Raw genomic sequence first — 25,038 nt, forward strand, 5'->3', positions numbered from 1 at the left:
AAAAGATTTTCAATCGCAAAAATAGATTAAAAACAAATAAGCAATCTAAAAAATAATCTTTACTAGATAATTCAAACGCCCGTTTAGCTTGTAAACCAGAGCGTACGGGGATTCAAGGTTAAAGCCTCTGTTTTATAAAATCTTTTACACTATCTCTCGGTATCATAACCGCTAATTTTATCATGTTTTAAGTTTGATCTGGTCTGACCAGTTAGGTAGGCTATCCATACATCGAGATTTTCGGTGTCCTGAATTACTTACAAGAAGGTGAAAATTATGCAAAACCAACCTGAAAATGAGCTGATGCGATTAAATGAGGTGATGGAGGCTGTACCTTACAGCCGAGCTTCAATCTATCGGCTTATGAAAGAAAACAAGTTTCCCAAATCTATTACGATGGGTGGGCGTTCCGTGTTCTGGGTACGCACACAGATTCAGGCTTTCATTCGGGAGCAAATCGACAAGGCGAAGGAGGAAGCCGCATGAACATTCAGACAAGAAAAAAGCCAGCTAGTGCGGGAACACTAATACTGGCTTTTCAAGCTCTCCTTTTAATCCTGACCCACATCGAGGAGCAAGATCATGAGTAACATTAAACCAAACCTAGATACTTGTAAAGTTTCGATTGACTACCCGCTTTCTCAGCTCATGAGAGTAGCCCGAACACCGAAAGAGTGCCGAATTTTAATGCTGTTATGGGAGCATCAAGGCATTTTGACGCATGAAATAGGCGATAAATTCGGTTGTAAATCGAACAATCACCACAATGTAACGCAGGGGCTTAACCCGCGTCTTATTCGGATGGGATGGGTGATAAGCAAATACCGAGCAGGCCAACCAAGTGAGAGCTGGCGCTGGTACTTAGAGCCTGTTCACGTCGCATTGCAAAAGCCGATCCGCAAAGACTTACGCCGCACTATTCATAAACACATGGAATCGGCCAATGATGAATAACCAATTACTGCAAGAAATGGAGGCGGCGGGATTAGTTCCCGCTGAGCCTTTGGAAGTCCTCAATAGTGGTGATCTGCAACGCTATCAAGTAGCAAGCGACAAGCGCGGAACGAAAAACGGTTGGCTGGTGAGTTATTACAATACGGGAGCGCCGACGGTTCACGTTTTTGGATCTTGGAAGGCGGGCGCAAGTCATACCGTTGTCGAAGGTGGAGGCTCTCAGATTGCCCCTGAAACGCGACAGCTTATCGAGCAAGCCCAACGCCAAGCCCGCTTGAGAAAAGAGCGGGAACAGCGCGAGGTGGCCGAAAAATGCGCGCAAATATGGGGAGCACTACCAAACGCCGACCTGCATCCCTATTTAACGGTTAAACGCATTCAGCCACATATTGCCCGTTGCTGGGATGATTCATTAGTGATCCCTTTGGTTGACTTCAATATGACCATTACCAGCCTTCAATTCATCAACCCGAACGGCGGTAAGATATTCCGCAAGGGTGGAAAAATAAGCGGCTCATTCTGCCCGTTAGGAGGCTCTGGGTTGGCAGGTTCAAAAACTTGGATTGTATGCGAGGGTTTTGCTACTGGCGCAAGCATTCATGAGGCAACGGGTTTACCTGTTCTGGTAGCGTTTAACGCTAACAACCTAAAGGCGGTTACAACGTCGCTACGGATGAGAGCGCCAGCCGCTCAAATCATCATAGCTGCCGACAATGACCGCTTTACCAGCATTGGTAACGTGGGTATTCAAAAAGCCGAGGCCGCCGCGCGTGATGCTGGTGCTTTTGTTGTCATTCCGCAATTTGACACCAACGAGGGAACGGATTTTAACGATCTGGCTCAGCAAAAAGGATTTCAGGTTATTTCTAAAATTTTTATGGAGGTGGCCGCATGAATCAGCCAGCCGTTATTAAATCACCAAGCGAATTTAACGATCCAATGCCACAACCATTAATGCCTGAGAAATTGAATCCTGAGCCTTACCCGTTGCAAGCTCTGGGTTCTGTTTTGGGTGATGCTGCTCATGCTATCGCGGATGGGGTTCAGGTAGCGCCAGCAATGGCTGGTCAAAGCGTATTGGCTGCCGCTGCATTGGTAGCGCAACCATTCGCAAACGTCATCATCGACGGACGTACCTATCCGCTGAATTTGTTTTGTCTGACAATTAGTGAGAGCGGCGACCGAAAGAGCGGAACGGATAGCGTCGCAACTCAACCCCACGCCAGACGCCAGCGCGAATTATTCGAGAGTTACAAGGAAAGTTACGATTACTATTTGAATGAGCGGGAGGCTTTCAACACAGCGCGCCAAGAGGTTTTGAAAACCAAACGGAAGGAAGGGCGAGAAGAAATCGCAAAAGCACTCATGGAGCTGGGCGCGCCACCTGAGCCGCCGCTTGCACCAACTTTGATATGCCAAGAACCAACACTAGAGGGACTGCAAAAGAGCTTTTCAGGCGGCCAAAGCTCGCAAGGTCTATTCAGTGATGAAGGAGGTACGTTTTTCGGCGGTCATGCCATGAATAAAGACAACGCGCAGAAAAGCATTGCTGGGCTTTCAACGTTTTGGGATGGAAAAGACATTCACCGATTACGTGCTGGCGAAGGTGAAAGCATGAGCATCAAAAACCCGCGCCTGAGCATTCACTTAATGGTTCAGCCTGTCATTGCTCAGCGGGTTCTCTCTGATGGCTTGTTATCTGGTCAAGGTTTTTTAGCTCGCTTTCTCATGGCTGCCCCTGAAAGCCTCGCAGGGCGGCGCAAGTACCAAGAGATCGACCTAACCACCAACAAAGCAGTTAAACGCTACCAGCAGCTTATGACGCGATTACTGGAGGCTGAACAGCCCAAAGACACAGACGGAACATTAGAGCCGCACGATCTGCAAGTTACGGGCGAAGCTAAAGCGCTCTGGGTGGATGCTTACAACGAGATTGAGCTGGCGCTTGCTCCGTCGGGCGACTACTCAGAAATTAAAGCAACTGCCGCGAAGGTAGCCGAGCAAATAGCACGTATTGCTGGGGTGCTTACGATTATCGACGACCACCACGCCGAACGGGTTACTGGGGAGACCATGAGCCGCGCTATTCTTTTGGGTGACTGGTATTTAACCGAGGCAATCCGACTAACCAAACAAGGTAACGCTGGCGCTGAATATGTAACCGCTCAGGAGGTTATTCAGTGGATTATTGCCAAGGACTTAGGCGTGATCACGGTAAACCAAGTAAATAAGGGAACACGCAAGGTTAAGAGCGCACAACACGCGCGGGAGACCTTGCGATTGCTAGAGGAAAACGGTTGGCTTGTACCGTTGCCGAGTGACACGCTTTTGAATGGTGAAAAGACGCGCGAAGCATGGCGGTTAAATCGCCGCGCACTGGAGGCCGCAAATGATGGGGCTTAAGATCGCTCGGAAAATCAAGCAAGAGAAAGGTTGTCCGACAATTTCCGACACCGTTCCGACATTATCAGCAGGCAATGAATCAGCATCTCCGACAAATCGACGCATCCGACAGCCTGAGCGTGCCGCTAATGATGACCTAGCGAACGGCTTAGTTACCAGCGAAGGGATGCCAGCCTATTTCTATGATGGAGGCTCAAACTGCTGGCGTTTTGGTGATCGTGAATGGATAAAAGGAAAGCTCCGACGTATCCAAAGCAAAGCTGAAAGGTTTAGGCTGGCCGCTGAATATGCCGAGCGCTTCAAAGCTACTCATGATGCTGAATCGTTAGAGCAAAGAAAAGACGGAAAAGCTCGCTTCACTGCTAATAGCTGGCTACTGAAAGCGACCAAATAAGCACATGGCGCAAGGCTGATGCTGAGCGCCTTATTCTGAGGTGAATCCATGACAAGGGATGAGCAATTAAAACGCCGTGATGACGCTCTGAGAGCGGTTAAATTAATCGTTAGCAGTTCACGCCGACATAGCCCGCCAAGCTACAAGCGAGCAGTCGCCGTGCTCAATACTCAGAAGATAAAAACAACATGGGGTAACGATTGGACACCGCAACGGCTGTTGAGGTTTTTGCAACGGATGGGCTACTCAGGCCTGCACGGGGTAAACTGCGAAATTAAAACTAAAAAAATTCAGTAGCTGGTTAGCTCCTTATTTCTTGCCATTAAACCTTGGCCAGCGGTTGTAACCAATGTTTGGGTCGTTAGAGCAGTGCTCTTTTATGTACTCAACTTCTTTCGCTGATAACTCGGATTCAGAACAGTTCTCGGATTCCCAGAGTATTTGTTTACGAACCGTGTAATCTTTTCTCTCATTTGGTGGTAAGCGCTCAAAATCTTTATTTACCACATGCATGTCTGGGCTGCCAAAATAGCGGTGGCTTCCCACACTGTCTTTGCCAATGTAAATTTTGCCTGTAGGGTAAGTTATTTTGTAAATTTGCTTCAAAGTAGTTTTTCCAAAATTAACGAAAAGATTATGTAATCACAAATCACACGAAATCTAAACACACCTTGTTTGAATGCCTTTTAAAAGGGTGTTTTCGGACACCTTACGCGCGCGGTAAAATACAAGATAGGTACAAGAATAAAATTTCCCGACTGTAAAAAAGGGTTTTTTCAGACCCCGTAAAAAGAGGTTAGAGCAAAAGAACCCTAAGATTACACTAAGGGTTCAATTTCAGGTTTTTTAAGGGTGTTATTCGGCACGTTAGGAAAGAGCTACGCGCCTGCCAAAAGCAACACGCTAAGTAACACAGTGTTAATTAATAAGAAGTAGAGTTCGCAATTGCTTGATTTTAAAAGAGTATTATCTTTTGTTCAGCTCCCGCCAGCTCCACCAATTCCGAGAACGGCGCACACCGCGCCGTTTCTTTCTTTCCCACGTATGGCAAGCTCTCCAGCTTAACCGACTCTGTTCGTCAATTACTCTCAAGTACTCAGAAATACCCTCAATTTTGCCAACCAGAAGCCAACTTTTGCCAACGGGGCGCCAACTTTTTCAAAGCTAATGGCAATCAGGCAACCTTTAACGGTACCCAATTACTGAACCGAGTACTCCGAGATTTTGAGTATTTCGATACATTAGCCGCAGAAAAATTTCTTCAATCCGTTAAAAACCTCTCGATGATTGAAGGCTATGATTTACTCGATGAGAACGACCACAGCGGTTTAGCGGATACACTTTCGCAACAGTTTCGTTTCACTACCGTTCCAACCTCGTATACGAAATTGAAACAATATGGTTTCGATCTCGTGCACTACAATGAAACAGAACTGTTACCAAGAATTCGTGATCCTCGTTTTTGGAAAGGCCAGATAAGAAAGCGCAGCAAAGAATTATTAGCGGAGTTAGAGCGTTGTATCGGTCTAGTATCAAGTCGCAGAGCTAAATACTGCGGTGACCTCACTCATAAGCGTTTTAAGGAATCAGAGTTAAAAACCGCTGAGTTTCTAGAACGTCATTTCATTCAGAGTCTGGACGGGGAGCGCATATCCTTAAAAGAGATTTCTGAGCACAATATATCGAATAAGAAGATCCTGTTCTATGAGTGGATAACGCGCGTAAAAGGTTTTGATGAACTCGCTGAACGTCATGGACATTCCTCCATGATGGTGACGTTAACTTGTCCTGCTTATATGCACGCTACGCATTCTCGCTCTGGTCAGTTGAATAAAAACTACCGTGGTCAATCAGTTCGAGAGTGTCAGAGATACCTCAACACCGTTTGGCGCAGAATACGCGCTAAATTAAAACGTGATGACATTGCGATTTATGGAATGCGAGTTGTCGAGCCGCACCATGATGGAACACCTCATTGGCATTTAATGCTTCATTGTAACTCTCAGCATACCTCTGAGATTAAGCGGATCATTCGTCATTATGGATTGCAGGACTCCCCAAATGAGAAGGGAGCAAAAGAGCGCCGTGTTGATTTTATTGATATTGATCGCAGCCGCGGTTCTTCAGCAGCCTATCTGGCTAAGTATTTAGCCAAGAACATGACAGGGATAGAAGGAAAGAGCGAGGGATGCAGGCGTGTGAGCAGAATTGCCGCCGACTGCGCCCGAGCTTGGGCAAGCGCACACAACATTAGACAGTTTCAACAGTTTGGTGGTGCTAGTGTCACTGTCTATCGAGAGCTACGCCGATTACGTGATAACACGTTCGATTCAGATATAGAGCCAGCCAGACAAGCTGCGGATGCTTCCGACTGGGCAACCTATTGTGAAGCTGTTGGCGGTGTTGGTGTATCCAATCGTACTCAAACAATAAAGCCTTACTACGAGCAATCAGAATCTTTTGAACGCTCAACGGGTGAAATTATCCAGCCAGGTCAACCTGAAAACCAAAATCGTTATGGTGAAGCCAAAAGCAAAGTGGTTAAGGGCTTAGAGGTCGCGGGAAAAGTGAGAAAAACCCGAACTCAGCTCTGGACTATCGTTGCGTCACCGCCGCAGTCCGATGTATCCCCGCCCGCAAGGGCGGGGTGCATTGGAACCGGTGGTCTTGGACTTGTGTAAATAACTGTACGGAACATAAAACATGAAACAAAAATTGATAGTAGATAAAGATAAAACCAAAGAATTTGAGATAGACGAAGCCGTATCACTTTTGAACATGGCCATTCATCGCTCGGGAATAAAAAAGCCACGATTTGAAGATATTGGTTTGATTGTCGGCGTTCTCTGCATGAATGACGAAGTTGAGGTTATTGTTAAGTTTCACAACGAGTTACGTCAATTTACACGTTCAGAACTGGGTTTGAATTACGTAGAGGAGCGTATTCCAGAGTAAAAAAGTTTAATCTCAGGTTTGACAGAGTTTAACTTCAGGTTATATAGTTAATCTCAAGTTAAACAAAATGTGAGGTTAAATATGACGTTTAAGTTTCTAACTGACGAACAAAACCAAGTTCTGACTGATTCTATCGAGAATTATCGGGGTCATATCAGCACCATTGAAACTGCAATCGGTGCCATTGTCGTTGGTCAAAAATATGGTTGGCGCGTTTTGCGTATGGTGCATAGCGCGAACACCATGAAGAAGTATGAAAAAGCCATTGGCCTGAAGTACGAAGATATTTGCCCTGAAAGCACTGAACTAAGTAAACGAAACATTGGTTTTCGGGTTGCTCAGACAATAGGTAAATATTGGGATGTCGTTATGGGTCGCCAGAAAGTCGATCGTAAAGCCGAAATCGACAACGGGGAGGAATAAACCATGACACAGCCCCGCTGGATTTTATTGGGTCATTTCTGTGAATTAACAGGCTTCACGAAAAAATCAGTCTATGCGCTTATTCAACGGGGGCGTTGGATGCTTTCTCGTGAATATAAAAAGGTGAACGGTCGCTACTTCGTCAATTTGGAAGCGTATGACCGTTGGGTAGAAAATAACGGTTAAGGTGTTGAATTATGAAAGCTACACAGTATACAGGGATTTATGCTGGCAAAAATGCGGTGCGCATGGAGTTTCTCTATCGGCATCAGCGCTGCCGCGAAACGGTGCGTGTGGCACCTTCTATAGAGAACCTTAAAAAAATTCATCAAAAGTTAGAGCGTGTAAAAATGCTCATTCAATTTGGTGAGTTTGACTATTTCAAAGAGTTTCCAGAGTCCAAACAAGCGTTTCACTTTAGTGATAACAAAGCCGCTCACATGACTATAGAGGAGATGATGACTCGTTGGTATGAGCAAAGTTACAAAAACTGGGCATTCAGCACCGAAAAAGCCAATCGTGGCCGGATGGATAACCATGTTATTCCAAACTTTGGAAAGATTATTGTTGATGATTTCACACCATCACGCTTTAGAGAGTGGCAACGAACAGCAACGGTTAGTGCTAAAACTATTAACGAGGTTCATTCGCTGTTGAGTCAGGGATTCGACTTCCTCGTTTTCGATGACATTATCGACCAGAACCCGATGAAGCGGGTCAGAAGACTAAAACATGAAGCAAAGGAGGTTGAACCGTTTACGTCAGATGAGCGGGAAAAAATCTTAGCTAGCTTACCTGAGGGGTACGCTAGAGATTTTTATGAGTTTGCATTTTGGACGGGTTTGCGTACTGGTGAACAAATTGGATTAAGGTGGAAGAATGTAGACTTAAATCGTAATACCATTTTTATTTGCGAATCTATAGTAAAAGGTAAAGTTACAGGAACGAAAACCGTTGGTAGCAGACGAACTCACGAACTTCACCCTAATGCTTTAGAAGTCTTAATCAGGATTAAAGCCGAAAAGAGTAGTTTACCTGATGGTGATGAAGAATATGTATTCCTTGATCCTAGAACTTTAAAGCGTTGGAAAGATGAAGGGGTACCTAGAGAAAGATTTTGGGTTAAAGCTGTTAGAATGTCAGGCGTGAGATATTTAAAGCCATACTCTTGCAGGCATACATATGCTTCCACTATGCTGTCACTTGAGTCGAGGCCAGCAATTTGGGTTGCCAAACAACTAGGCCATAAAAATTTAGAAATGCTCAATAAGCACTATGGGCGATGGATAAAATGAGCTTTAAATTATGTTTAAAATTCGGGTTCTACCCTTATCTGAATTCAGGTAACTAATTTTTGATATTCTTAAATACTCTATAGTTAATTAATGAGAGCTTAAAGCCTGTATATTTCCTCGATTATTGTTTTATAAGCTACTTTTAGATTATCTTCAGAAATAGGAACATTTCTTGATTCCAAAACTAATACTGAGGTAGTTAATATAGACCTTGCAGCAGGGAATTGTATGCAGAGTATTACGAATAGAGTGACCACCAAAACCAGCCAGTCTGATAATAACAGGTAAGCATCTGTTAAGTTCGAAGTAAATATATATATTGTCGATGCTAAAACTATATTTGAAAGCAATCCAGTGAAGTGGTAAAGAAAAGTCGATCTAAAAAAGCTTTGTTTCAAGTGATTTTTTGATGGGTTATTAGATGATGAAGGATTAAGTACTCCTTCGTTTTTAAGGTGCGCATCTCTAATTTCCCAGAGAATAGCTCTGATAAAGGCTAGCTTGATAGCCCAGCAAATAAATAGTGATAGTAAAATTAGCGCAACAGTGGATAAGTTAGTGTTTAAAGAATTATCTAAATTAAAAATGTAAGATAGTTTTGATGAAGAAAGAAACTTTATAGGATCTAAATACCCATATTGCTCTTGTACTTTCCCAAAAATATTACTGACAGCAACAAAAAATAGTAGCCATGATGAAATATTTATGGCTACTTTTGTAAACCGATTAAACTTAGATAACTCAAACGTATCAATCATTATGCTACGTCGATGAAGTGAATATCACCGGCTAAGTTGTCCACTACGCCAAATTCCGTTATTGAAAAACCAATCACAGATACCATTACCTCATCATCTCCTGAAAGATAATCCCGAAGTTTTTGCAAGTCTTCCTCATCTTTAAAGTAGACTGTTCTGGAAATCCCGCTAGTGACGTCTACACATTTTGCGTAGGGCTTCTTCTCATTTACTAAATCAAGTCCTCTTACCCTTATAGTATATCTATACGGCCCAACTATATTTCGTCTCATAACGACCTGGTTGAACCTCTCCGCTCGAGCTCTGTCGAAATGAAAACGTTCTACCCTTCCTGCTTCAGGGGTTTTTAGTTCAAACTCTAGCCAACTCTGACCTGCTGCTTCTGTTCGGATTTCGGATAATATAGAATTTACTTCTCTACAAATAGCCTTCTTTGCAAAATCATTGTCTGCTTCAGGGGGAGGGTTTGCCTCAATCTCTTCTTGCTGCTGTAAGTCTGCTATTTTCTCTCTAATTTGTTTTGGCGTTATTGATGCCTGTGGTTCTTGGTTATAGGCTTCTTTAATATAGTTAGCCATTCTCTTGGCTACTCGTCGGGCTAACTGATTATTTCTCGATGATAAGAACTTAAGAATAATCCCGCCATCTTCAGGATCTAAGACTGTAAACTCTAGATCTTCTCTTTCATCGTGAGTTATTCGCGCAAATTTATGAATATTTCCTCGAGATTCGCTTAAGATAGCCCTATCTACAGCCGCTGAAAAGTGCTTGAGGGTATTTGCATATGTTCTCAAACCTAGCTTATGACTATCGGTAATCTCACCAGAGTAATGTATGCTAATGTCGAAGTCTTGGTTTACTTCTCTTGGCATATTATATACCTTATAGGATAATAGGATGTAGGACGATATTTACACAGTTTTACATGCCATGTAAAATCTTAAGTGCATAATTATTTGAGGGAATTTATGGGTTCAACTCCCGCCAGCTCCACCAATTCCATAAAGGCCGCTCGTTCGACGAGCGGCTTTTTTCTTTTCCGTAGCCAGACGTTCACGTCAGGCTTGAGTTACAATTAGTGCGACGCAATCTGGTAGTATACCTGCGGGTTGTCTTCGATGGTATCCAGTACTTTTGCTGAAATACCTGTTGGGTTTCTTCGTTTGCTTTCCCAGCTTTTTACTGTATCCAGGCTTGTCCCTAAAGCCTCCGCAAACTCAGCTTGTGAAACATTAAGTTTTGCACGGATCGCTTTAACATCCGCAACTTCAAATCGGCATTTTTTGCTAGGTTCTTTGCGGCCTTTTTCAATTTCTACGGCCTCGGTTAATGACGCTTTTAAGTCTTTAAAGATGCTCATTTTAATTCCCCTTTCAACTGCTTCGACAGTTCTTTCAATTCCGATTTTTCACGGGCCGTCAGGTTATCCTTCTCAGATTTCGGATACGCCAATACTAAATAAATCTTTTCAGCATGAGCAAGGTAGTAAATTACTCTCAGTCCTCCGCTCTTCCCCTGACTACCTACAGCCATTCGTACCTTACGTAGTCCACCTGTTCCCGTGATAATAGAGCCTTTCTCTGGCGTAGCTATCAACTCGTTCTGAAGCTCTCGAAGTTTTTCATTGGTAGCCAGTTTCTCTATTTGAGTTGTAAATATTGAGGTTTCGATAAAGTCGATCGCATGAGTCAATTCGCCACTCCTTAGCTTTCACTCAAGGTGTACAATGTACACCTATCTTCTGATCTTGTAAAGTGTATTCAGGTGAGCACAAGTTTAGGTGTGGGCTTGTATGAATCGGAAGATCGGTTCTACCCAGATTTTACTGACACATCCAAAACGGACCTTAGTGGGGGCTTGAGCAAGTAGCGAAGATGAAACAGCATAACTCAAACAAATACGCCTCAAAATTTACCGGTTCGGTTCAATAGCTAATTTCTCTGCTTTTGCCGATGCACACTCAGCCAATATTCCTGTAGTCGGCGATCCTTACTTCGGAGCGCTCTATTTAGACTCAGTAATTCTAATGGCTCTCGGCCTAGCATTAGCGCTAACTCATAGCATTTTAACTCCCCCATATAAAGGCCTCCTCTAAGCTGGCTGATGTGTGCCCTGGACACACCGATATATCGGGCAATCTCAGAGTCGTTCTTTAACTCATTGATTTCCTTTAACTCATTTAGGTACTCAGACAAAGAAAGCATAGATTCACCTCGCAACTTATATCGCTAAGTAATTACTTGACATTAAGCGCTGATTGTCCGCATAATCAGTTAAGTAATTACTTAATTTATTGAGGTTGCATTGCTGCTTTTTCCTAGTGCCTGGCGCATATAGTCAGTGCAGAAAGGACGCTTGGTTGCGGCCCGTTTACATATTGGAATCTTAGAACGGAGGGAAATCAATATGCACGGCGTAAAAATGGCTATATCAGAATTGACTGACAGTAGACTTGGTAGCTTAACTAACTCGTTTTATAATTTTTATAATTTTTATAATCATTGATTTAAAGGCTGCATTACTTCATTTTTAGGTTGAACTTTAAATGTATAAATTTAGAGCGAAATATGTTTATAACTAAAAATAAAATAATAAAAACTAAAAAAATCCCGACAGAATTCATTTGTCGTGAATTTTGTGCGGTATGCCCTCTGTTTTCAGGGGGAAGTAGAAAAATAAACAAAAATATTGAAATGAACTATCCATGGGTAACTGTTAAAGGTACGCCAATTAAATTGCCAACGGCGAGTTATAGAATATTGTGTGCACTACTTTCTGCAAATGGCTCTATATTATCCAGAGAGAAGTTATTGGAGTATGCATGGGGTGATTCTAAAAAAGCGGTTGCTAACAATGTTAATGTCGCTATTTCTGAGTTACGATTAATTTTAAAAGGATCTGGTATAGAAATTATTACGGAAAGAAAAGCTGGCTACTTTCTTGTTATTAAGAAGGGAGCTTAAATGAAGAATATCTTTTTAAATTTAACTCTATCAGGTTTAAATTATTACATTGAAGCAAAGTTTGAATGTATAGAAAAAGCTGAGAATAATCGATATGAGTTTGAGCTTTTATCCTCTGTTAAATGTGGTCAAATGATGGTTGATCCAGAAGGTTTTTATGCAAAGCTCTCATCTTTAGATATATTTTTTATCTATGAAAAAATAATTAGTCAAATAGATAGCGACCATGTGTCGACAGTCTTTATTAACACTCCTTATAACTTTCTATTCTCTGACTTTATAATTGATCTTATCAAAAACAATAATCACGTTTGCCTGTGCTTTGAATTACCAGAGGAAACGGGAGGTATACTCTTTAGTGATATAGAAGAAAGACTCAAGCAATTAAAGTGCAAGTCTGGAGTTAAATTTTTTCTGGACGACTTTGGCACTAAAAATTCAAATTTTGATTTTCTTTTAATTGAAGGTTTAGATGGCGTTAAAATCTCTAAAGAGTTATTTTGGTATCTTTATGAAAACAACCAAACCTTTTTAAGGCAGCTTCTCTGTTTTCTAAAATCGCACGGAACTGTTGTAGTTGAAGGAGTCGATAGAATTGATCGCTATGAATTCTGCCGCCAATACAATGTGTTAATGCAAGGGCATTTCATTAAATCAAGTATAGAAAGTAGAGTTGACTATGTGTGAAATTGATAATGTTATTCTAGCTTTAGCTGATTTTATTCTTTCAGAAAAAAGTGAATCTAATTTAACAGTCGATGAAAAGCAAGTTGTTTTTCATGTGAAAAAATTAAATAGTAAAACAAAATTGCCGAGAACGAAGAAGGAAAAATTGGACCTATGTAACGAGCTCATCAGAAAGTCCAAGTTATTGAGTTCAAGAGGGCAGTCATCGGACCATACGATTCTAGAGCAAGAAGAACTTACATTTATTAACAAAGTTATAAAAGGATAATAAGGCTTTAAGATATCTTTTTCCTTCCCGTTTCTGCCCAAAAAAACGGGTGTCAGCCTGAGCTTCTAGTATTCCAATTTTCACTCCAAAAGGGTAACATCAGCTGTATAGCTTAAATAAAAGGTTGGAAATTTCGCATTTGGCAACGTGTAACTAAGCACCTTCCAGCTGACTTTGCTATCTCGAAACTTATCAACGCAGAAATGCCTGCCTAATGAGTAACTAAAAAACGAATCTCTCAATTGAATTAGGTTCAAAATGCACGCGCACGGCATAAAAGTTTTAGACTTCAGCCAGTCAGTTTATGAGCGTAATTAGAATTTAGAGCGGATATAATTGGAGAAAAATATGATTAAAAAAGGACTTATATTGTCGGCAGTTATTGCCGTCTTGTCAGGCTGTAACGATCAAAGCGTTCCGATTGATCAAGAAAGCTTATGTGAAGTGAGGGATTGGCAAAAAGACGTTACTGCCGCTTCATGTAAAGCAGGTCAGAAGGTTGTCTTCCTTCCTGGTTCTTTCGGAAATGAGCAATTACCCGTTATTTTTGCAGCAGTTAATTGTGATCACCGCTTCAACATTGCCCTTACAAAAGGTGGTGTTTCATGTATTTATTCTCCACTCAAAGCAGAGGATCAAGAAACAACTGAAGGTAAGGACTGACAAAGCCACCTCAAGGGCATTGTTTAATCTGCTAAGGTTTGAGGTGGCTAAGCTTTTGTACTCCAAGCACAGTCCTTTAACCAATGTCCATTAAGGAGGCGCTAATGTGCGCGCACAATATAAAAATGTAATGTTCGCGCGGTCTCCAGGCAATAGAGGGAAACTTGATGACTGATTATTCTGGTTCTTGCCTGTGTGGCAATGCGAAATTTGAAGTGCAAGGGAAGTTCGATGGCTTTTACCTGTGTCATTGTCAGCATTGCCAAAAGGATACCGGGTCTGCTCATGCGGCGAATCTATTTTCGAAATCAGCCAAGTTGACTTGGTTGGCGGGCTCAAATTCTGTGACAACCTTCACTCTTCCAGGTACTCGCCACAAGAAAAGTTTTTGTAAGTTCTGCGGTTCCGCATTGCCAATCATTCATGAGGCGGGGTTGCTCGCCATTCCCGCCGGGTGTTTGGATACGGAAGTCTCTATGGCACCAACAGCTCACATCTTTACATCTAGCAAAGCTGTTTGGGATAAAGGTTTAGGTGATGTGCCGGAATTCGGTCGGCTGCCAAAGTGAGCAGCAGTGGGCATCTTTCAACGTTAGTCAGTCAAAAATAGCCATTATAAACCATTAACAAGGACGACTTGTAAATGTACTTCATAAATATAAAAGCGCTAAAGTAGCAGCATAAATCGGGTCAGTACCAGAACCCTCACGTTGAATTTGGTTTTGATTATTGTTGTTTAGCTTGTTTTGATAATAGCATTTGTTCAAAATTCAAAATGCTTGTTAGATTTACAGAAAAACAATGGCCTAGCATTTTGGAAAGACGACAGGATAATCGCCGACTGCACCGGCGGGAGAAACTAACAACAGCTCTGCTGGTAAAAACCAGTATTTGGGCTATTTCTATTGTGATTATTGCTTCGGCTATTACTTTCCTAACCACCCATAGCAACGACAGAGAACGGGTTATAACCGTTTTAAAACGAGATTTAGCACCTACCCTTGAACGTAACCAAGCTTTATTTAACCGTATTGAGAGTAACGCCGATATTTTAACGGAAGAATTTCTTAATCAATACGAGATAGCACGAGCTACTGAAGGTTTGACTCACCAATTTGATGAGTGGTACGAAGAGACCTCGCCCGGAGTAGTACGATTAAAACCTGAGTTTTACCGCGGGATTACAACTTACTCTCGATACTTTGAAAACCTTAGTGCCTTTTTAGGGCCCCGGGAGAAGCCAATAAACGATGAGTTTAAAATACGTGTGTTGGCGGCCCAGCATGCTTTAAATGAACTCGGGCCGGCGTGGCAAAAAGACGTATCTAATACCCACTTCTCTATGCCTGAGAACGCATTGTTAATTTATTCAGTTGATTCTCCATGGGGACTTTTGGCCGACAAAGATTTGGTGATCACTGACTTTTCGGTGGTTAAATCAACGCTGCAAAGCGAAAACCCAGATCGGGCTCCTAACTGGACGGGGCTTTATTATGATATTTCGGCTGATGTATGGACAATTACCTATCAAAAGCCCATTGATTTAAACGGGCAGCATTTAGCAACTGCCAGCTTTGATGTCGCATTAAGTAGTTTATTGAGTGACTTAACGGAGAAAAAACGACCTGAATCAGAGCACATCGTTTTAAATACGAAAGGCGATTTAATTGCCGCTTCAAATCTGACGCAAGAGGCTATTGTTGAGCGCTCAACGCTCACGTCTGAAACTTATGCAGAGCCTTTATACCAGCAGTTAAGTCATTTGGTCACAAGGGAAAACTGGACGAGTCAGTCCTTTATTTTAGAGGACGAGATAGAGGGACAACTACTTATTGTCGATAAAATAGCTGGACCGAATTGGTGGCACATAACCGCCTACCCATTAAGTGAAATTCGTAAACAAGCGGTAGACCTTCCAATTAGATTGGTAGCGGCGGGTGTTGGCTTAGTCATACTTATTCTGTTGATGACGTACTGGCTTATTCAAAGAGAAATCAGTAAACCATTGCACGAAGTAGCAACAGTGGCGTCATTAATGGGGCAGCGTAATTACCAGAAAGCTTTATCTCATAGAGCAGCATCTATAAAAGCCCGGGGTGAAGTTAAACAAGCGCTGGATGCATTTAAAACTATGGCGGCTCGGTTTATTTCGGCTCAAACGGAACTGGAACAACAAGTTGAGTCACGCACAGCAGAGCTGGCTGAGGCGAATAAGCAATTGGACGCGCTGGCGCATATGGATGGTTTAACAGGGCTGTTTAATCGTCGAGCTTTTGACAAGGATTTGAGTGCCGCTATCGAGTCAGGGAAGTCCTACTATTTAATGATGGCCGACATTGACGAATTTAAACCATACAACGACAACTACGGGCATGAGGCGGGTGACCGTGCTTTGAAAAGAATTGCTGACTGCCTAAGAGACAAAACACCACTAAAAGTTTACCGCTATGGAGGCGAAGAGTTCGCAATAATTATCCCAGCAGCTGAACCCATCGAGCAGAAGTTGAATGAATTGCGTGAGGCCATAGTTGAACTAGCGATTACGCACGAGTACAAACAAGCGAAGCCGCCTGTATTAACCTTAAGTATGGGGGCTGCGCCCCTTAAAGCCAAGGAAGCGGCGGCCGGTACAATTCGACGGGCAGACCGGCAATTATACAAAGCGAAAAGTGCCGGCCGGAACTGCGTTTGTGTGGAATAGCTCGTCTGGTATTGGCATTACACCTTTAACTTGCATAATTAATGGGTGTGCTCGCTTTTAATAGCACGCCCTTTGGTATCGTAAAAGCCACTGGCGCCTTGCTCGATAAAGCCCTGAGTCACCATGTTCGTTAAAAATGGGTCAGTATGATCGTCACCAATATCAGCATAGTCGGTCGCTTTATAATTGTCTCTTCGCTCAAAAAATGCAGCCACTTTGTCGGAGTCTTTCGTTAGACTTTGTTGCTGCCAGACTATGCTGTTGCCTTGGTTATCTTTTCGCTGAAAGCGAAGTGGCAGCTTGTAAGCCGGAAGCCACTCAAGTACCAATTCGTTTCCATTTAGCGTTTTTTTATAAGTGACCACTTTCATGCAGCCAGAGTCACGTTCATCCACTTTGTTCATCGAATCGATAAGCTGGTTAGAAACCAACTGGTTTCTATAGGACCAATCCGTTTCTCGTTTTCCATGAACGAGCTCATTAGGCTGGTATTCGATAGCACGTTTGTGTTCGTCAAAATAACGAGTTGGCTTTAGCATGCCTTGGCGCACAAATTGCCACATCTCTGTGATTTGTGTCTGCGCGTATTGATGAGCCACATGTTCGGGTTTTCGCCACACTGTCATTTTCGTATGCTGCTCATTACCTGCTTGGGTTGAGTGCTTAATATCGTAATCAGCAGTTAACCAGAGAGCATCGCAACTCTGGGCTGAAACTTGAGTACTGGTAATGGCAATAATCAAAATTGAAAGTATTTTCCACATTGCATTATCCTCTTGGAAAGGCGGCTGTAGAGCCGCCGTGAAGGGGTTAGTTTAAGCGGTTTTCTGCTTGTTCAGCTAAGTCACTTGCATAGTTCATAATATGAAAGATAATGCTTTGTTCATTGGTGCCGTTTACCATAAAAGCGGCAGGACCTTTTGCATAAATCCCAACGTCTTCACCCGAGTGGGTTTCAGAAGATAGGGGAACCAGGGCTTCCTGGTGGTATCCTGGTTGAGTTGTATCGATACTATTTAGGTCCTTACGCCCTGCGCTTATAGGCATTCCGTAGCTTGCATCAGAGTTTGTTTCGCTGCCTAAGTCCATAAAGCCACGACCGTTTGTATAACCTAGCGTAGTGTATGGCATTCCATCTGCAGCTTCAGCCGGAGCATCAGCGCCTACATTTACAACTTTGCCTAGAATAGGGTTGCCGCGTTTAGGATATCCGGCAATTGTAAAAACATGCCCGTGATCCGCTGTAACAATAATGAGCGTATCGTCATCATTGGTCATTTCGTCGGCTTTAGCTATTGCCCGGGCAAATTCTATGGTGTCATTAAGAGCGCCATAAGCATTCCCGGCGTGATGAGCATGATCGATTCGTCCAGATTCTACGCTAAGAAAGAAACCTCTTGGATTCTTATTTAGTACGGCTATCGCTTTTTCTGTCATTTCTGTCAGTGACGGCTCACCGGCAATATCGTTGCTGCGGTCAGCTTCATATTGCATATGCGACTCGTTGAATAGCGCAAACACACGTTCCGTTGAGTCTGTTATGCTGTCAAAACCGATGCTATCGTAAATGTAGATGCCAGTAGGATATTGCGTTTGCCACTCTGTGGTTAAGTCGCGGCCATCGGTACGGTCACCCTCAACACTGCTGGCAGCGTCCGGACTGTTAAAAGCTGGATCTTTAGGTAAGAAGTGTCGACGCCCGCCACCCATAACAACCTCAATGCCGTCTACATCAAGACCGCTGAAGCGACTTTCCAAATTAGCCTCAAAGTTAACTAATTGCTCCGCAATATCCTTACAGCCTGAGTTAATGGCTTCTTGTGGCATGTCGGAAATATCTTCCCAGTTGCGATCAGCCGACTTTGCGAAGGTAGCTGCTGGCGTAGCGTGAGTGATTCTGGCGGTGGATATAATACCCGTCGACTTACCCGCAATTTCGGCTAACTCTAAAGCCGTAACCAGCTCATTGCCTTGTGCCGTTGAGCAGTCACCGCGTTGAACGGTTTCGTCAACTCCAATAACACCAACGTCTGTTTTGACGCCGCTCATCATTGCTGTCATTGTGCCGGCAGAGTCAGGTGTTTGTGCGTCCACATTGTAGGTTTTGGAAAGTCCGGAGAAAGGGAAGTGGTCGAAGCTGAGCTCGTTTTCTTCACCCATTAAGCCTTTGCGTTGACCATCCAGTATGCGTGCAGCGGTAACTGTTGAAACTCCCATTCCGTCGCCTACAAACAGAATTACATTTTTTGCCTGTCCGCGAGCCTCTTTAACGGTAGCTTCCAGCCACGCTTCTTTATTTTGTTCCGATACCTGCTGAGCTTGGACATACCAGCTGTTATTAAGGTTATTCAATATTTCTCCGCTATTAATAGCCGTATTACCGGGCTCGCAAACGTAATTTGTGCTCTGAATTTCACTGTCGTCCAATTTGTTATTGCCATTTGTATCTTGCCCAGAGTCGATACGAACGCCACCGTTAGGACAATTTTCATTGCTGGTCATTAAAGTTGTTTGTTTGGTCAGACCGTTAATAGCATCGGTACCATTAACACCGTCATCTCCTTCGAGATCGCAAGCGGCTAGACTGATGACGCTAAGGGTGATTAAACTGAGTTTAAAGAGTTTCATTCTTTGCTCCATTTCGCTTCAGATTACTCGTCGAGAAGTCCGAGTGCTTGGTTAATGATATGAAAAACAACGCTTTGTTCCACTACGCCCTGTACCAGTTGGCTTCCTGGTCCTGTCGCGTGCAGTGTTATATCCTCGCCCGAGTGGGTCTCTGAACTAAGCGGTATCAACGCTTCCTGATGATAGCCGGCAGAGGTGGTATCAATACCCGTTAAGTCTTTGCGACCGGTATCAATATCCATTGTGTAAGCAACATCGGAATTGGTTTCTGTTGCTAAATTCATAAAGCCTCGACCGTTGGTGTAACCTAAAGTGGTATATGGCATGCCGTCAGCTGCTTCGGCTGGCTCTTCAGACCCAACGTTAACAACTTTACCTAAAATGGGATTACCACGTTTAGGGTAGCCAGCTATTGTAAATACGTGTCCGTGGTCAGCCGTTACCAGTATCAGTGTCTCCTCGGGATCAGTATTTTCATAGGCTGACTTGATTGCTGCTTCAAACGCCAGAGTATCGGTTAGAGCCCCTGCAGCATTCCCTGCGTGATGGGCGTGGTCAATACGGCCTGACTCCACCATCAAAAAGAAGCCTTTATTATTTTTTTTCAGTATATTGAGTGCGGTCTCGGTCATTTGCTCAATTGACGGTTCGCCTGCTATGTCGTTATCGCGATCTGCCTCGTATTGCATATGAGATTCGTTGAAAAGCCCGAATAACTTGTTTGTACTAGCAGTGTCGAGGCTGTCAAAGCCTGCTTGATCATAAACGTAGACGCCATCTGCGTATCGTTCTTGCCATTCAGAGGTTAAGTCCCTGCTATCGGTCCGATCACCCTCAACTGCGCTGCCTGCGTCAGGGCTGTTAAACGACTCATCTTTTGGGAGAAAGTGACGTCTGCCGCCACCTAAGACAACTTCAATACCATCAACATCTATTCCGGTGTAACGTTGTTCGAGGTAAGTTTCGAAATTGACAAGCTGATCGGCAATATCTTTACACCCCTGATTAATAGCTGACTCAGGCATGTCAGATATATCTTCCCAGTTACGATCTGCAGATTTCGCATAAGTTGCGGCAGGTGTTGCGTGTGTAATTCGGGCCGTAGAGACAATGCCGGTCGATAACCCTTTAATTTCTGCAAGCTCTAGTGCTGTTGCTACTTCATTACCTTTAGAGGTGGAGCATTCACCGCGTTGGACTTGCTCATTGACGCCAATAACGCCGACGTCCGTTTTTAAGCCTGACATCATAGCCGTCATAGTGCCGGCAGAGTCAGGAGTTTGAGCGTCGACGTTATAAGTTTTGACTAGCGCTGTTCTAGGAAAACGTTCAAATGCCAAAAATTCTTCTTCACCTGGCTGTCCGTTAAGTTGACCTTTTAGTATGCGGGCTGACGTCAGCGTAGAAATGCCCATGCCGTCACCGACAAATACAATAACGTTTTTGGCTTTAAACTGGTTATTAGTTACTTCTTTTTCAGACAGGCGGGTTTGTGCTTCAGTATACCAGGCATTGTCTTTCTGATAGTTAGGTATGACTTGAATTTGTTGCGCTACCGCCGTCATTGAAAGACTGACGGCAATAGCCGCAGAAACTGCTTTCCATCGTGTATTCATTTAGGTTCCCCAATCGTTAAAAGAGTTACTTCAATTCGGCGTAATTAAGATAGGGGGAGAGTGTTAAAGCTTTGTATACTTTATATGAATACACGGTGCTGTTTTTATGACAGCGGAGAAACTACTTTCGGTTAGCGCCTGCGTGCCAGGCACACGGGCGCTATGCTTTCGAAGTTTTTAATTCGCGAACCTAATCCGTTTTCGGTTTAAGAGACATATAGACCCACTCAGACAGCGCGGTGTTTATGTTATCCATGGCTTTGCCCAGAGCCGCGGTGGCGTCTTGCATTGAAGAGCCGGTTACTGAAGTTTGCTCTACTAATAATGCACTTGCTAAAACTTCTTGATCAGATTGGCTAATCAGACTGACATGCAAGATTACATGAGCTTTCTCACCTGCTTCGGAGTCTTCTATTTGAAAAGCACGCAGATTGCTGTGAATAAGATAATCAGCAGACAAGTCTATTTCCGTACTTACTACTTGCGAAAACAAGTCGGTACTTTGCAGGGTTTGCATCATACTTTGCTGTACCAGGGTTGGTGCTCGATCGGCCCAGCGAGCTCCGGCGTAGTATCGTTGGATTTGGCCATTACTGAATTCACTAATCCGCGAGGTATTGAGCGAACTTAGCGTGTTTGGTTCTGCGACACTTAGCGTCGTGTTCAGTCTTGGTTCTGATATCGTTTTTAGAGAACCGCTAATTGGTAAATGATAGATTTGAATTTTCTCGGCTTCGGGTAGCACCGAACATGCTGCTAATGAGGTAATTATCAGGCTTAGCATGATTTGCCTCAGGTACAGTTTCATTTCTCAACCTCCTCGACTTGTCCACGCCTCAGCAGAAATGACCCAGGCTCTTCTTCTAGTTGCTCCGCAATGCGCTTAATAACACGTAAGGTTCGTTGCAGCTCTTGCGCCGCTGGACCGACTTCTCTCAATCCACGAACACTTTCTTCTAACGACTCCTCATTCTCATTCATGATACGTGTCAGATCTTTGCTTCCTTTTTTCATTGCCCGGAGCGTACTCTGCAGTTCTATAAAGGTTTCGTCGCCGTGCCTGTTAAGCAATTGCTGACCTTGTTCTGCAAAGCGTGTCAATGCGGCCATGCTCTTGCGCGACTCATCAATGGTCTGGTGCAAGCCTTCAGCAATGCCCTGTAAATCATCTTCTCGATCGGCCATTGCGGAGGTGAGTGACTCTACATTACGTAAGGTTTTTGCTACGCGCTGAGTATTTTCATCAGAGAACATACTATTGATGTTCTGGACAAACAGATTCACATTTTGGAGCAGGCTTTCGCTGTTAGCGAACAATTGGTTAAGTGCAGAGCGTTCAGCCACAATTACCGCGGGATCACTTTCAGTACCATTTAACCGAGGGCTCTCTGGTGAGCCGCCGTATAGGCGAATAAGTGCATTACCGGTTATATTGGCTAGTCCCAGGCGCGCTCCTGTGTCATCTTTAATGGGAGTATCCGAGTTGACCCGAATGCGTACATGCACCACTCTTGGATCGTTAGGATCCAAGCGCAAATTAACCACGTCGCCGACTTTAATACCGCTGTATTCCACCGCACTACCGGGATTCAAACCGCTAACTTCGTCGTTAAAAATAACTTTATAGTAGGCATAATCACTATCGATACTGGTTTTCCCCAGCCATAGGACAACACTGATAAAAGCCGCGCTTATAATCAGCACAAAGCTGCCGATTAACACATGATGTGCTTTAGTTTCCATGTTCTGGCCTCGTTTGTTGATTACTCACAGCTCTACCTCGCGGACCATGAAAGTAAGCTTGTACCCAACTATCCTGATGAGCGGCGACCCTATCGAGGGTATCCACTACCAGTACTTTTTTCTGTGATAATACCGCCACCCGATCACTAACTTGATAAATACTGTCCAAATCGTGAGTGACTAAAAATACAGTCAACCCAAGCGCTTGTTGCAGGGTCTTTAACAGCGAATCAAATTCACCGGCTCCAATAGGGTCAAGCCCAGCTGTAGGTTCGTCTAAAAATAAAATGTCCGGGTCCAGGGCAAGTGCGCGGGCTAAAGCAACTCGCTTTATCATACCACCGGATAAAGATTGCGGCATGGTTTCCGCTGTTTGCGCATCCAGTCCTACCAATGCAAGTTTTAAAGAGGCGATATCACCGGCGTCATTGGCGTTCATTCCTAAGTGTTCACGCAAGGGCAGTGCGATATTTTCACGTACATTTAGTGACGAGAAGAGTGCACCTTTTTGGAAAAGCACGCCTGTATTTCTATCGACCCGTTGACGCTCGGCAGTGGAGAGCTTCAATACATCCTTGCCATTAATTTCAATGCTGCCTGCAGCCGGTTGGGTTAGCCCCAAAATGCTGCGCATTAATACTGATTTTCCCGAGCCAGAGCCGCCGACCACGGTCAGCACCTCGCCACGATAGACATCGAGATCAAGCCCCTCGTGTACCACATGTTGGCCAAACTGATTACGCAGGTTGCGCACGGCTATAGCTATGTCACTCACCAGTTAATCTCCATAAAGAAAAGCGCAAACAGAGCGTCGAGCAAAATTACCATAAAGATTGACTGCACTACACTCGACGTGGTGTGCTCCCCAACTGACTGAGCGCTGCCACTGACTTTAAAGCCTTCGTTACAGCCAATAATCGCAATCACAAAGGCAAACACCGGGGCTTTTATCATTCCTACCCAGAAGTGATTTATTCCGGTATCGCGTTCAAATATATGGAGGAAAAGCGCTGGTGAAATATCCAATGTCAGAGCGGAAATGACCATCCCTCCGCCAATACCCGACGCCATTGCAACAAGGGTCAAAGCCGGCAAACTGACAAGCATAGCAAGCACTCGCGGTAACACGAGAATTTCAAGCGGATTCAGGCCTTGTGCGCGAAGGGCATCAATTTCCTCGTTAGATTTCATTGAACCAAGCTGAGCGGTAAAAGCACTGGCTGTTCTCCCGGCAAGCATAATTGCGGCAAGCAATACAGCAAATTCGCGCAAAAAGGAAAAACCAACCAGGTTGATGGTATATATACTGGCGCCGAAGTCGCTGAGTACGGTTGCACCTAAAAAAGCAACTACCGCACCGACCAAAAAGGTCAACAGCGCTACAATCGGCAAAGCGTTTAAGCCAGTTTCTTCTAGCTGGGCCACAAAAGCTGTTACTCGCCAACGTGACGGACGACCCATCACTTGAGCCGCACTTTGCAGGGTGGCACCCATAAATCCGAGTAAGTCGCGCTGGTTGCGATAGAGATTTGAGCTGAACATGCCTATCCGTTCGAGCATTTGGACAAAGCCGTTACTTTTGGCCGGCAACGGCGGCTCCTGATTACTGCAGGCATTAATGACTGTATCAATAAGATTGTTTTGTTGCTCAGTTAAGGGCAATTGGCGTAACTTGTGTTCACCTAAGGCGCGATACAATAACTGTACACCTGCAGTATCGAGTTTTTTCATCGAATCAACATTGCAAGTTACTGATTTCGGTACGTCCCCCAGGTTAGCCAGCTGTTTTTTTAGGTCAATGTAATGGGCAACTGTCCAGTCTCCCCCTAGGGTTAAATAACCGCAACCTTCAGCCTTGTTAAAATGAATATAGCCGTTTTCCTGCATGCTTAACGTTCAACCTTTGTATTAAAATTAAGCTGAGCTAACTCAGGCGCATTTTAATATTGTAAACCGTTTTACGTACTCGGTGTAACGATCATGTTACGTAAAAAAGAGAGAAACACCTGATCTCGGGGTAAGGCGTCTTTAACCGATCCTTGTAATGCTAACCCGGACCAAAGCGCGTAAAGCCCTCTGGCTAAATCAAAAGTGGGAATAGCTGCAACTAAGTTGTGGCGATTAATCAGATTCTCCAGTAGGGTAGTGAATTGTTTTAAACTCGCCATTTTAACTTTTTCACTACGTGCAGCGAAATTCGGGTCGCGTCGAGAGTGGAGTTGTAACTCAACGGAGAGAAGCGACCAGCTCGGATCAAGTGCTAACTCTGATAAACGACACGCTAGCCAATCTAATGTCTCATCGATATCCTCGCTATCTGGTTTAGATACGAGTTCTTGCATGAGGGAAACTTCCTGTTGAATATGGCTTTCGATAACGGCAAGTAAGAGTTCGTCTTTGCTCGTAAAGTTCGAGTAAAACGCTCCCTGAGAAAATCCCGCACGTGCACAGAGGTTTCGCAGCGATGCCGAGACCACTCCTCCTTCTGCGAACATCTGATTTGCGGCGTCAATTAAGCGAAAACGAGTTTGCTCTTGTTGTTCGCGCCGAGTCAGCCTTCGGGCTGTGTGTGTCATTTTTAAATCCT

Annotated in this window: 29 protein-coding genes; 16 read left to right on the forward strand and 13 right to left on the reverse strand. The window is 43.9% G+C overall.

The genetic code is table 11. The annotated features are described in order from the left end of the window. Positions 1–276 precede the first annotated feature (276 nt). From Q5L94_RS12145 to Q5L94_RS12165, 5 genes are all read left to right on the forward strand, one after another. Positions 277–486 (forward strand): helix-turn-helix transcriptional regulator, encoded by a 210-nt coding sequence (locus tag Q5L94_RS12145; protein ID WP_317498653.1) that lies wholly within the window; start codon positions 277–279, stop codon positions 484–486. Positions 487–582: 96 nt separating this feature from the next. After that, positions 583–954: a hypothetical protein gene (locus Q5L94_RS12150; protein ID WP_317498654.1), complete on the forward strand. Its 372-nt coding sequence runs from the start codon at positions 583–585 to the stop codon at positions 952–954. Next, the gene (locus Q5L94_RS12155; protein ID WP_317498655.1) at positions 944–1,849 is read left to right on the forward strand and encodes a toprim domain-containing protein; all 906 of its coding nucleotides are present in this window, start codon (positions 944–946) and stop codon (positions 1,847–1,849) included. The genes Q5L94_RS12150 and Q5L94_RS12155 overlap by 11 nt, the downstream gene beginning before the upstream one ends. After that, the gene (locus Q5L94_RS12160) at positions 1,846–3,357 is read left to right on the forward strand and encodes a YfjI family protein (protein ID WP_317498656.1); all 1,512 of its coding nucleotides are present in this window, start codon (positions 1,846–1,848) and stop codon (positions 3,355–3,357) included. The genes Q5L94_RS12155 and Q5L94_RS12160 overlap by 4 nt, the downstream gene beginning before the upstream one ends. Next, positions 3,344–3,751, forward strand: coding sequence for a hypothetical protein (locus tag Q5L94_RS12165; protein ID WP_317498657.1), 408 nt, complete (start codon positions 3,344–3,346; stop codon positions 3,749–3,751). The genes Q5L94_RS12160 and Q5L94_RS12165 overlap by 14 nt, the downstream gene beginning before the upstream one ends. A 309-nt stretch (positions 3,752–4,060) precedes the next feature. Here Q5L94_RS12165 and Q5L94_RS12170 read toward each other — a convergent pair whose 3' ends face one another. Further along, positions 4,061–4,357, reverse strand: coding sequence for a hypothetical protein (locus tag Q5L94_RS12170; protein ID WP_317498658.1), 297 nt, complete (start codon positions 4,355–4,357; stop codon positions 4,061–4,063). A 677-nt stretch (positions 4,358–5,034) separates the two neighbouring features. Here Q5L94_RS12170 and Q5L94_RS12175 point away from each other — a divergent pair. From Q5L94_RS12175 to Q5L94_RS12195, 5 genes are all read left to right on the forward strand, one after another. Beyond that, positions 5,035–6,432: a replication endonuclease gene (locus Q5L94_RS12175; protein WP_317498659.1), complete on the forward strand. Its 1,398-nt coding sequence runs from the start codon at positions 5,035–5,037 to the stop codon at positions 6,430–6,432. Between the two features lie 22 nt (positions 6,433–6,454). Beyond that, positions 6,455–6,706, forward strand: coding sequence for a hypothetical protein (locus Q5L94_RS12180; RefSeq protein WP_317498660.1), 252 nt, complete (start codon positions 6,455–6,457; stop codon positions 6,704–6,706). Positions 6,707–6,787: 81 nt separating this feature from the next. Beyond that, the gene (locus Q5L94_RS12185; RefSeq protein WP_317498661.1) at positions 6,788–7,129 is read left to right on the forward strand and encodes a hypothetical protein; all 342 of its coding nucleotides are present in this window, start codon (positions 6,788–6,790) and stop codon (positions 7,127–7,129) included. Between the two features lie 3 nt (positions 7,130–7,132). Next, a complete protein-coding gene (locus Q5L94_RS12190) occupies positions 7,133–7,315 on the forward strand; it encodes an excisionase family protein (protein WP_224797276.1) in 183 nt (60 codons plus the stop codon). A gap of 11 nt (positions 7,316–7,326) precedes the next feature. Continuing rightward, positions 7,327–8,424, forward strand: coding sequence for a tyrosine-type recombinase/integrase (locus tag Q5L94_RS12195; RefSeq protein WP_317498662.1), 1,098 nt, complete (start codon positions 7,327–7,329; stop codon positions 8,422–8,424). A 98-nt stretch (positions 8,425–8,522) separates the two neighbouring features. Here Q5L94_RS12195 and Q5L94_RS12200 read toward each other — a convergent pair whose 3' ends face one another. The 4 genes from Q5L94_RS12200 to Q5L94_RS12215 form a co-directional block, all read right to left on the reverse strand. Beyond that, complete coding sequence (locus tag Q5L94_RS12200; protein WP_317498663.1) at positions 8,523–9,182, reverse strand: hypothetical protein; 660 nt, start codon at positions 9,180–9,182, stop codon at positions 8,523–8,525. After that, positions 9,182–10,054, reverse strand: a complete 873-nt coding sequence (locus Q5L94_RS12205; protein WP_317498664.1) for a hypothetical protein — start codon at positions 10,052–10,054, stop codon at positions 9,182–9,184. The genes Q5L94_RS12200 and Q5L94_RS12205 overlap by 1 nt, the downstream gene beginning before the upstream one ends. Positions 10,055–10,257: 203 nt before the next feature. Continuing rightward, complete coding sequence (gene nadS, locus Q5L94_RS12210) at positions 10,258–10,542, reverse strand: NadS family protein (protein ID WP_317498665.1); 285 nt, start codon at positions 10,540–10,542, stop codon at positions 10,258–10,260. Next, entirely contained in the window at positions 10,539–10,874 is a 336-nt protein-coding gene (locus tag Q5L94_RS12215) for a type II toxin-antitoxin system RelE/ParE family toxin (RefSeq protein ID WP_411161940.1), read from the reverse strand. The genes nadS and Q5L94_RS12215 overlap by 4 nt, the downstream gene beginning before the upstream one ends. An 875-nt stretch (positions 10,875–11,749) precedes the next feature. Here Q5L94_RS12215 and Q5L94_RS12220 point away from each other — a divergent pair. The 6 genes from Q5L94_RS12220 (at position 11,750) to Q5L94_RS12245 (ending at position 16,464) form a co-directional block, all read left to right on the forward strand. Beyond that, positions 11,750–12,145 (forward strand): winged helix-turn-helix domain-containing protein, encoded by a 396-nt coding sequence (locus tag Q5L94_RS12220; protein ID WP_317498666.1) that lies wholly within the window; start codon positions 11,750–11,752, stop codon positions 12,143–12,145. Further along, entirely contained in the window at positions 12,146–12,832 is a 687-nt protein-coding gene (locus Q5L94_RS12225) for an EAL domain-containing protein (protein WP_317498667.1), read from the forward strand. Then, entirely contained in the window at positions 12,825–13,100 is a 276-nt protein-coding gene (locus tag Q5L94_RS12230; RefSeq protein WP_317498668.1) for a hypothetical protein, read from the forward strand. Before Q5L94_RS12225 ends, Q5L94_RS12230 begins: the two co-directional genes overlap by 8 nt. Before the next feature lie 348 nt (positions 13,101–13,448). Beyond that, complete coding sequence (locus tag Q5L94_RS12235; protein ID WP_317498669.1) at positions 13,449–13,763, forward strand: hypothetical protein; 315 nt, start codon at positions 13,449–13,451, stop codon at positions 13,761–13,763. A gap of 167 nt (positions 13,764–13,930) precedes the next feature. After that, on the forward strand, positions 13,931–14,332 hold the full coding sequence (locus Q5L94_RS12240) for a GFA family protein (RefSeq protein WP_317498670.1): 402 nt from the start codon (positions 13,931–13,933) through the stop codon (positions 14,330–14,332). Positions 14,333–14,577: 245 nt separating this feature from the next. Then, entirely contained in the window at positions 14,578–16,464 is a 1,887-nt protein-coding gene (locus Q5L94_RS12245; RefSeq protein WP_317498671.1) for a diguanylate cyclase domain-containing protein, read from the forward strand. 38 nt (positions 16,465–16,502) lie between these two features. On the opposite strand, the gene Q5L94_RS12250 is transcribed toward Q5L94_RS12245, so the two are convergent. The 8 genes from Q5L94_RS12250 to Q5L94_RS12285 all read right to left on the reverse strand — a co-directional run bounded on the left by Q5L94_RS12250 (position 16,503) and on the right by Q5L94_RS12285 (position 25,027). Beyond that, a complete protein-coding gene (locus Q5L94_RS12250) occupies positions 16,503–17,228 on the reverse strand; it encodes a hypothetical protein (protein ID WP_317498672.1) in 726 nt (241 codons plus the stop codon). Positions 17,229–17,274: 46 nt separating this feature from the next. Next, a complete protein-coding gene (locus Q5L94_RS12255) occupies positions 17,275–19,092 on the reverse strand; it encodes an alkaline phosphatase (RefSeq protein WP_317498673.1) in 1,818 nt (605 codons plus the stop codon). Positions 19,093–19,115: 23 nt separating this feature from the next. Then, positions 19,116–20,708, reverse strand: a complete 1,593-nt coding sequence (locus Q5L94_RS12260) for an alkaline phosphatase (RefSeq protein WP_317498674.1) — start codon at positions 20,706–20,708, stop codon at positions 19,116–19,118. A 190-nt stretch (positions 20,709–20,898) separates the two neighbouring features. After that, positions 20,899–21,516: an ABC-type transport auxiliary lipoprotein family protein gene (locus Q5L94_RS12265; protein WP_317498675.1), complete on the reverse strand. Its 618-nt coding sequence runs from the start codon at positions 21,514–21,516 to the stop codon at positions 20,899–20,901. Beyond that, positions 21,513–22,451, reverse strand: coding sequence for an MlaD family protein (locus Q5L94_RS12270; RefSeq protein ID WP_317498676.1), 939 nt, complete (start codon positions 22,449–22,451; stop codon positions 21,513–21,515). Before Q5L94_RS12270 ends, Q5L94_RS12265 begins: the two co-directional genes overlap by 4 nt. Further along, a complete protein-coding gene (locus Q5L94_RS12275; RefSeq protein WP_317498677.1) occupies positions 22,441–23,226 on the reverse strand; it encodes an ABC transporter ATP-binding protein in 786 nt (261 codons plus the stop codon). The genes Q5L94_RS12270 and Q5L94_RS12275 overlap by 11 nt, the downstream gene beginning before the upstream one ends. Further along, positions 23,223–24,338: an ABC transporter permease gene (locus Q5L94_RS12280; RefSeq protein WP_317498678.1), complete on the reverse strand. Its 1,116-nt coding sequence runs from the start codon at positions 24,336–24,338 to the stop codon at positions 23,223–23,225. The genes Q5L94_RS12275 and Q5L94_RS12280 overlap by 4 nt, the downstream gene beginning before the upstream one ends. Before the next feature lie 71 nt (positions 24,339–24,409). Further along, positions 24,410–25,027, reverse strand: a complete 618-nt coding sequence (locus tag Q5L94_RS12285) for a TetR/AcrR family transcriptional regulator (RefSeq protein WP_317498679.1) — start codon at positions 25,025–25,027, stop codon at positions 24,410–24,412. Positions 25,028–25,038: the final 11 nt, after the last annotated feature.

Source organism: Idiomarina sp. Sol25 (assembly GCF_033052775.1).
Classification (GTDB): Bacteria; Pseudomonadota; Gammaproteobacteria; order Enterobacterales; family Alteromonadaceae; genus Idiomarina.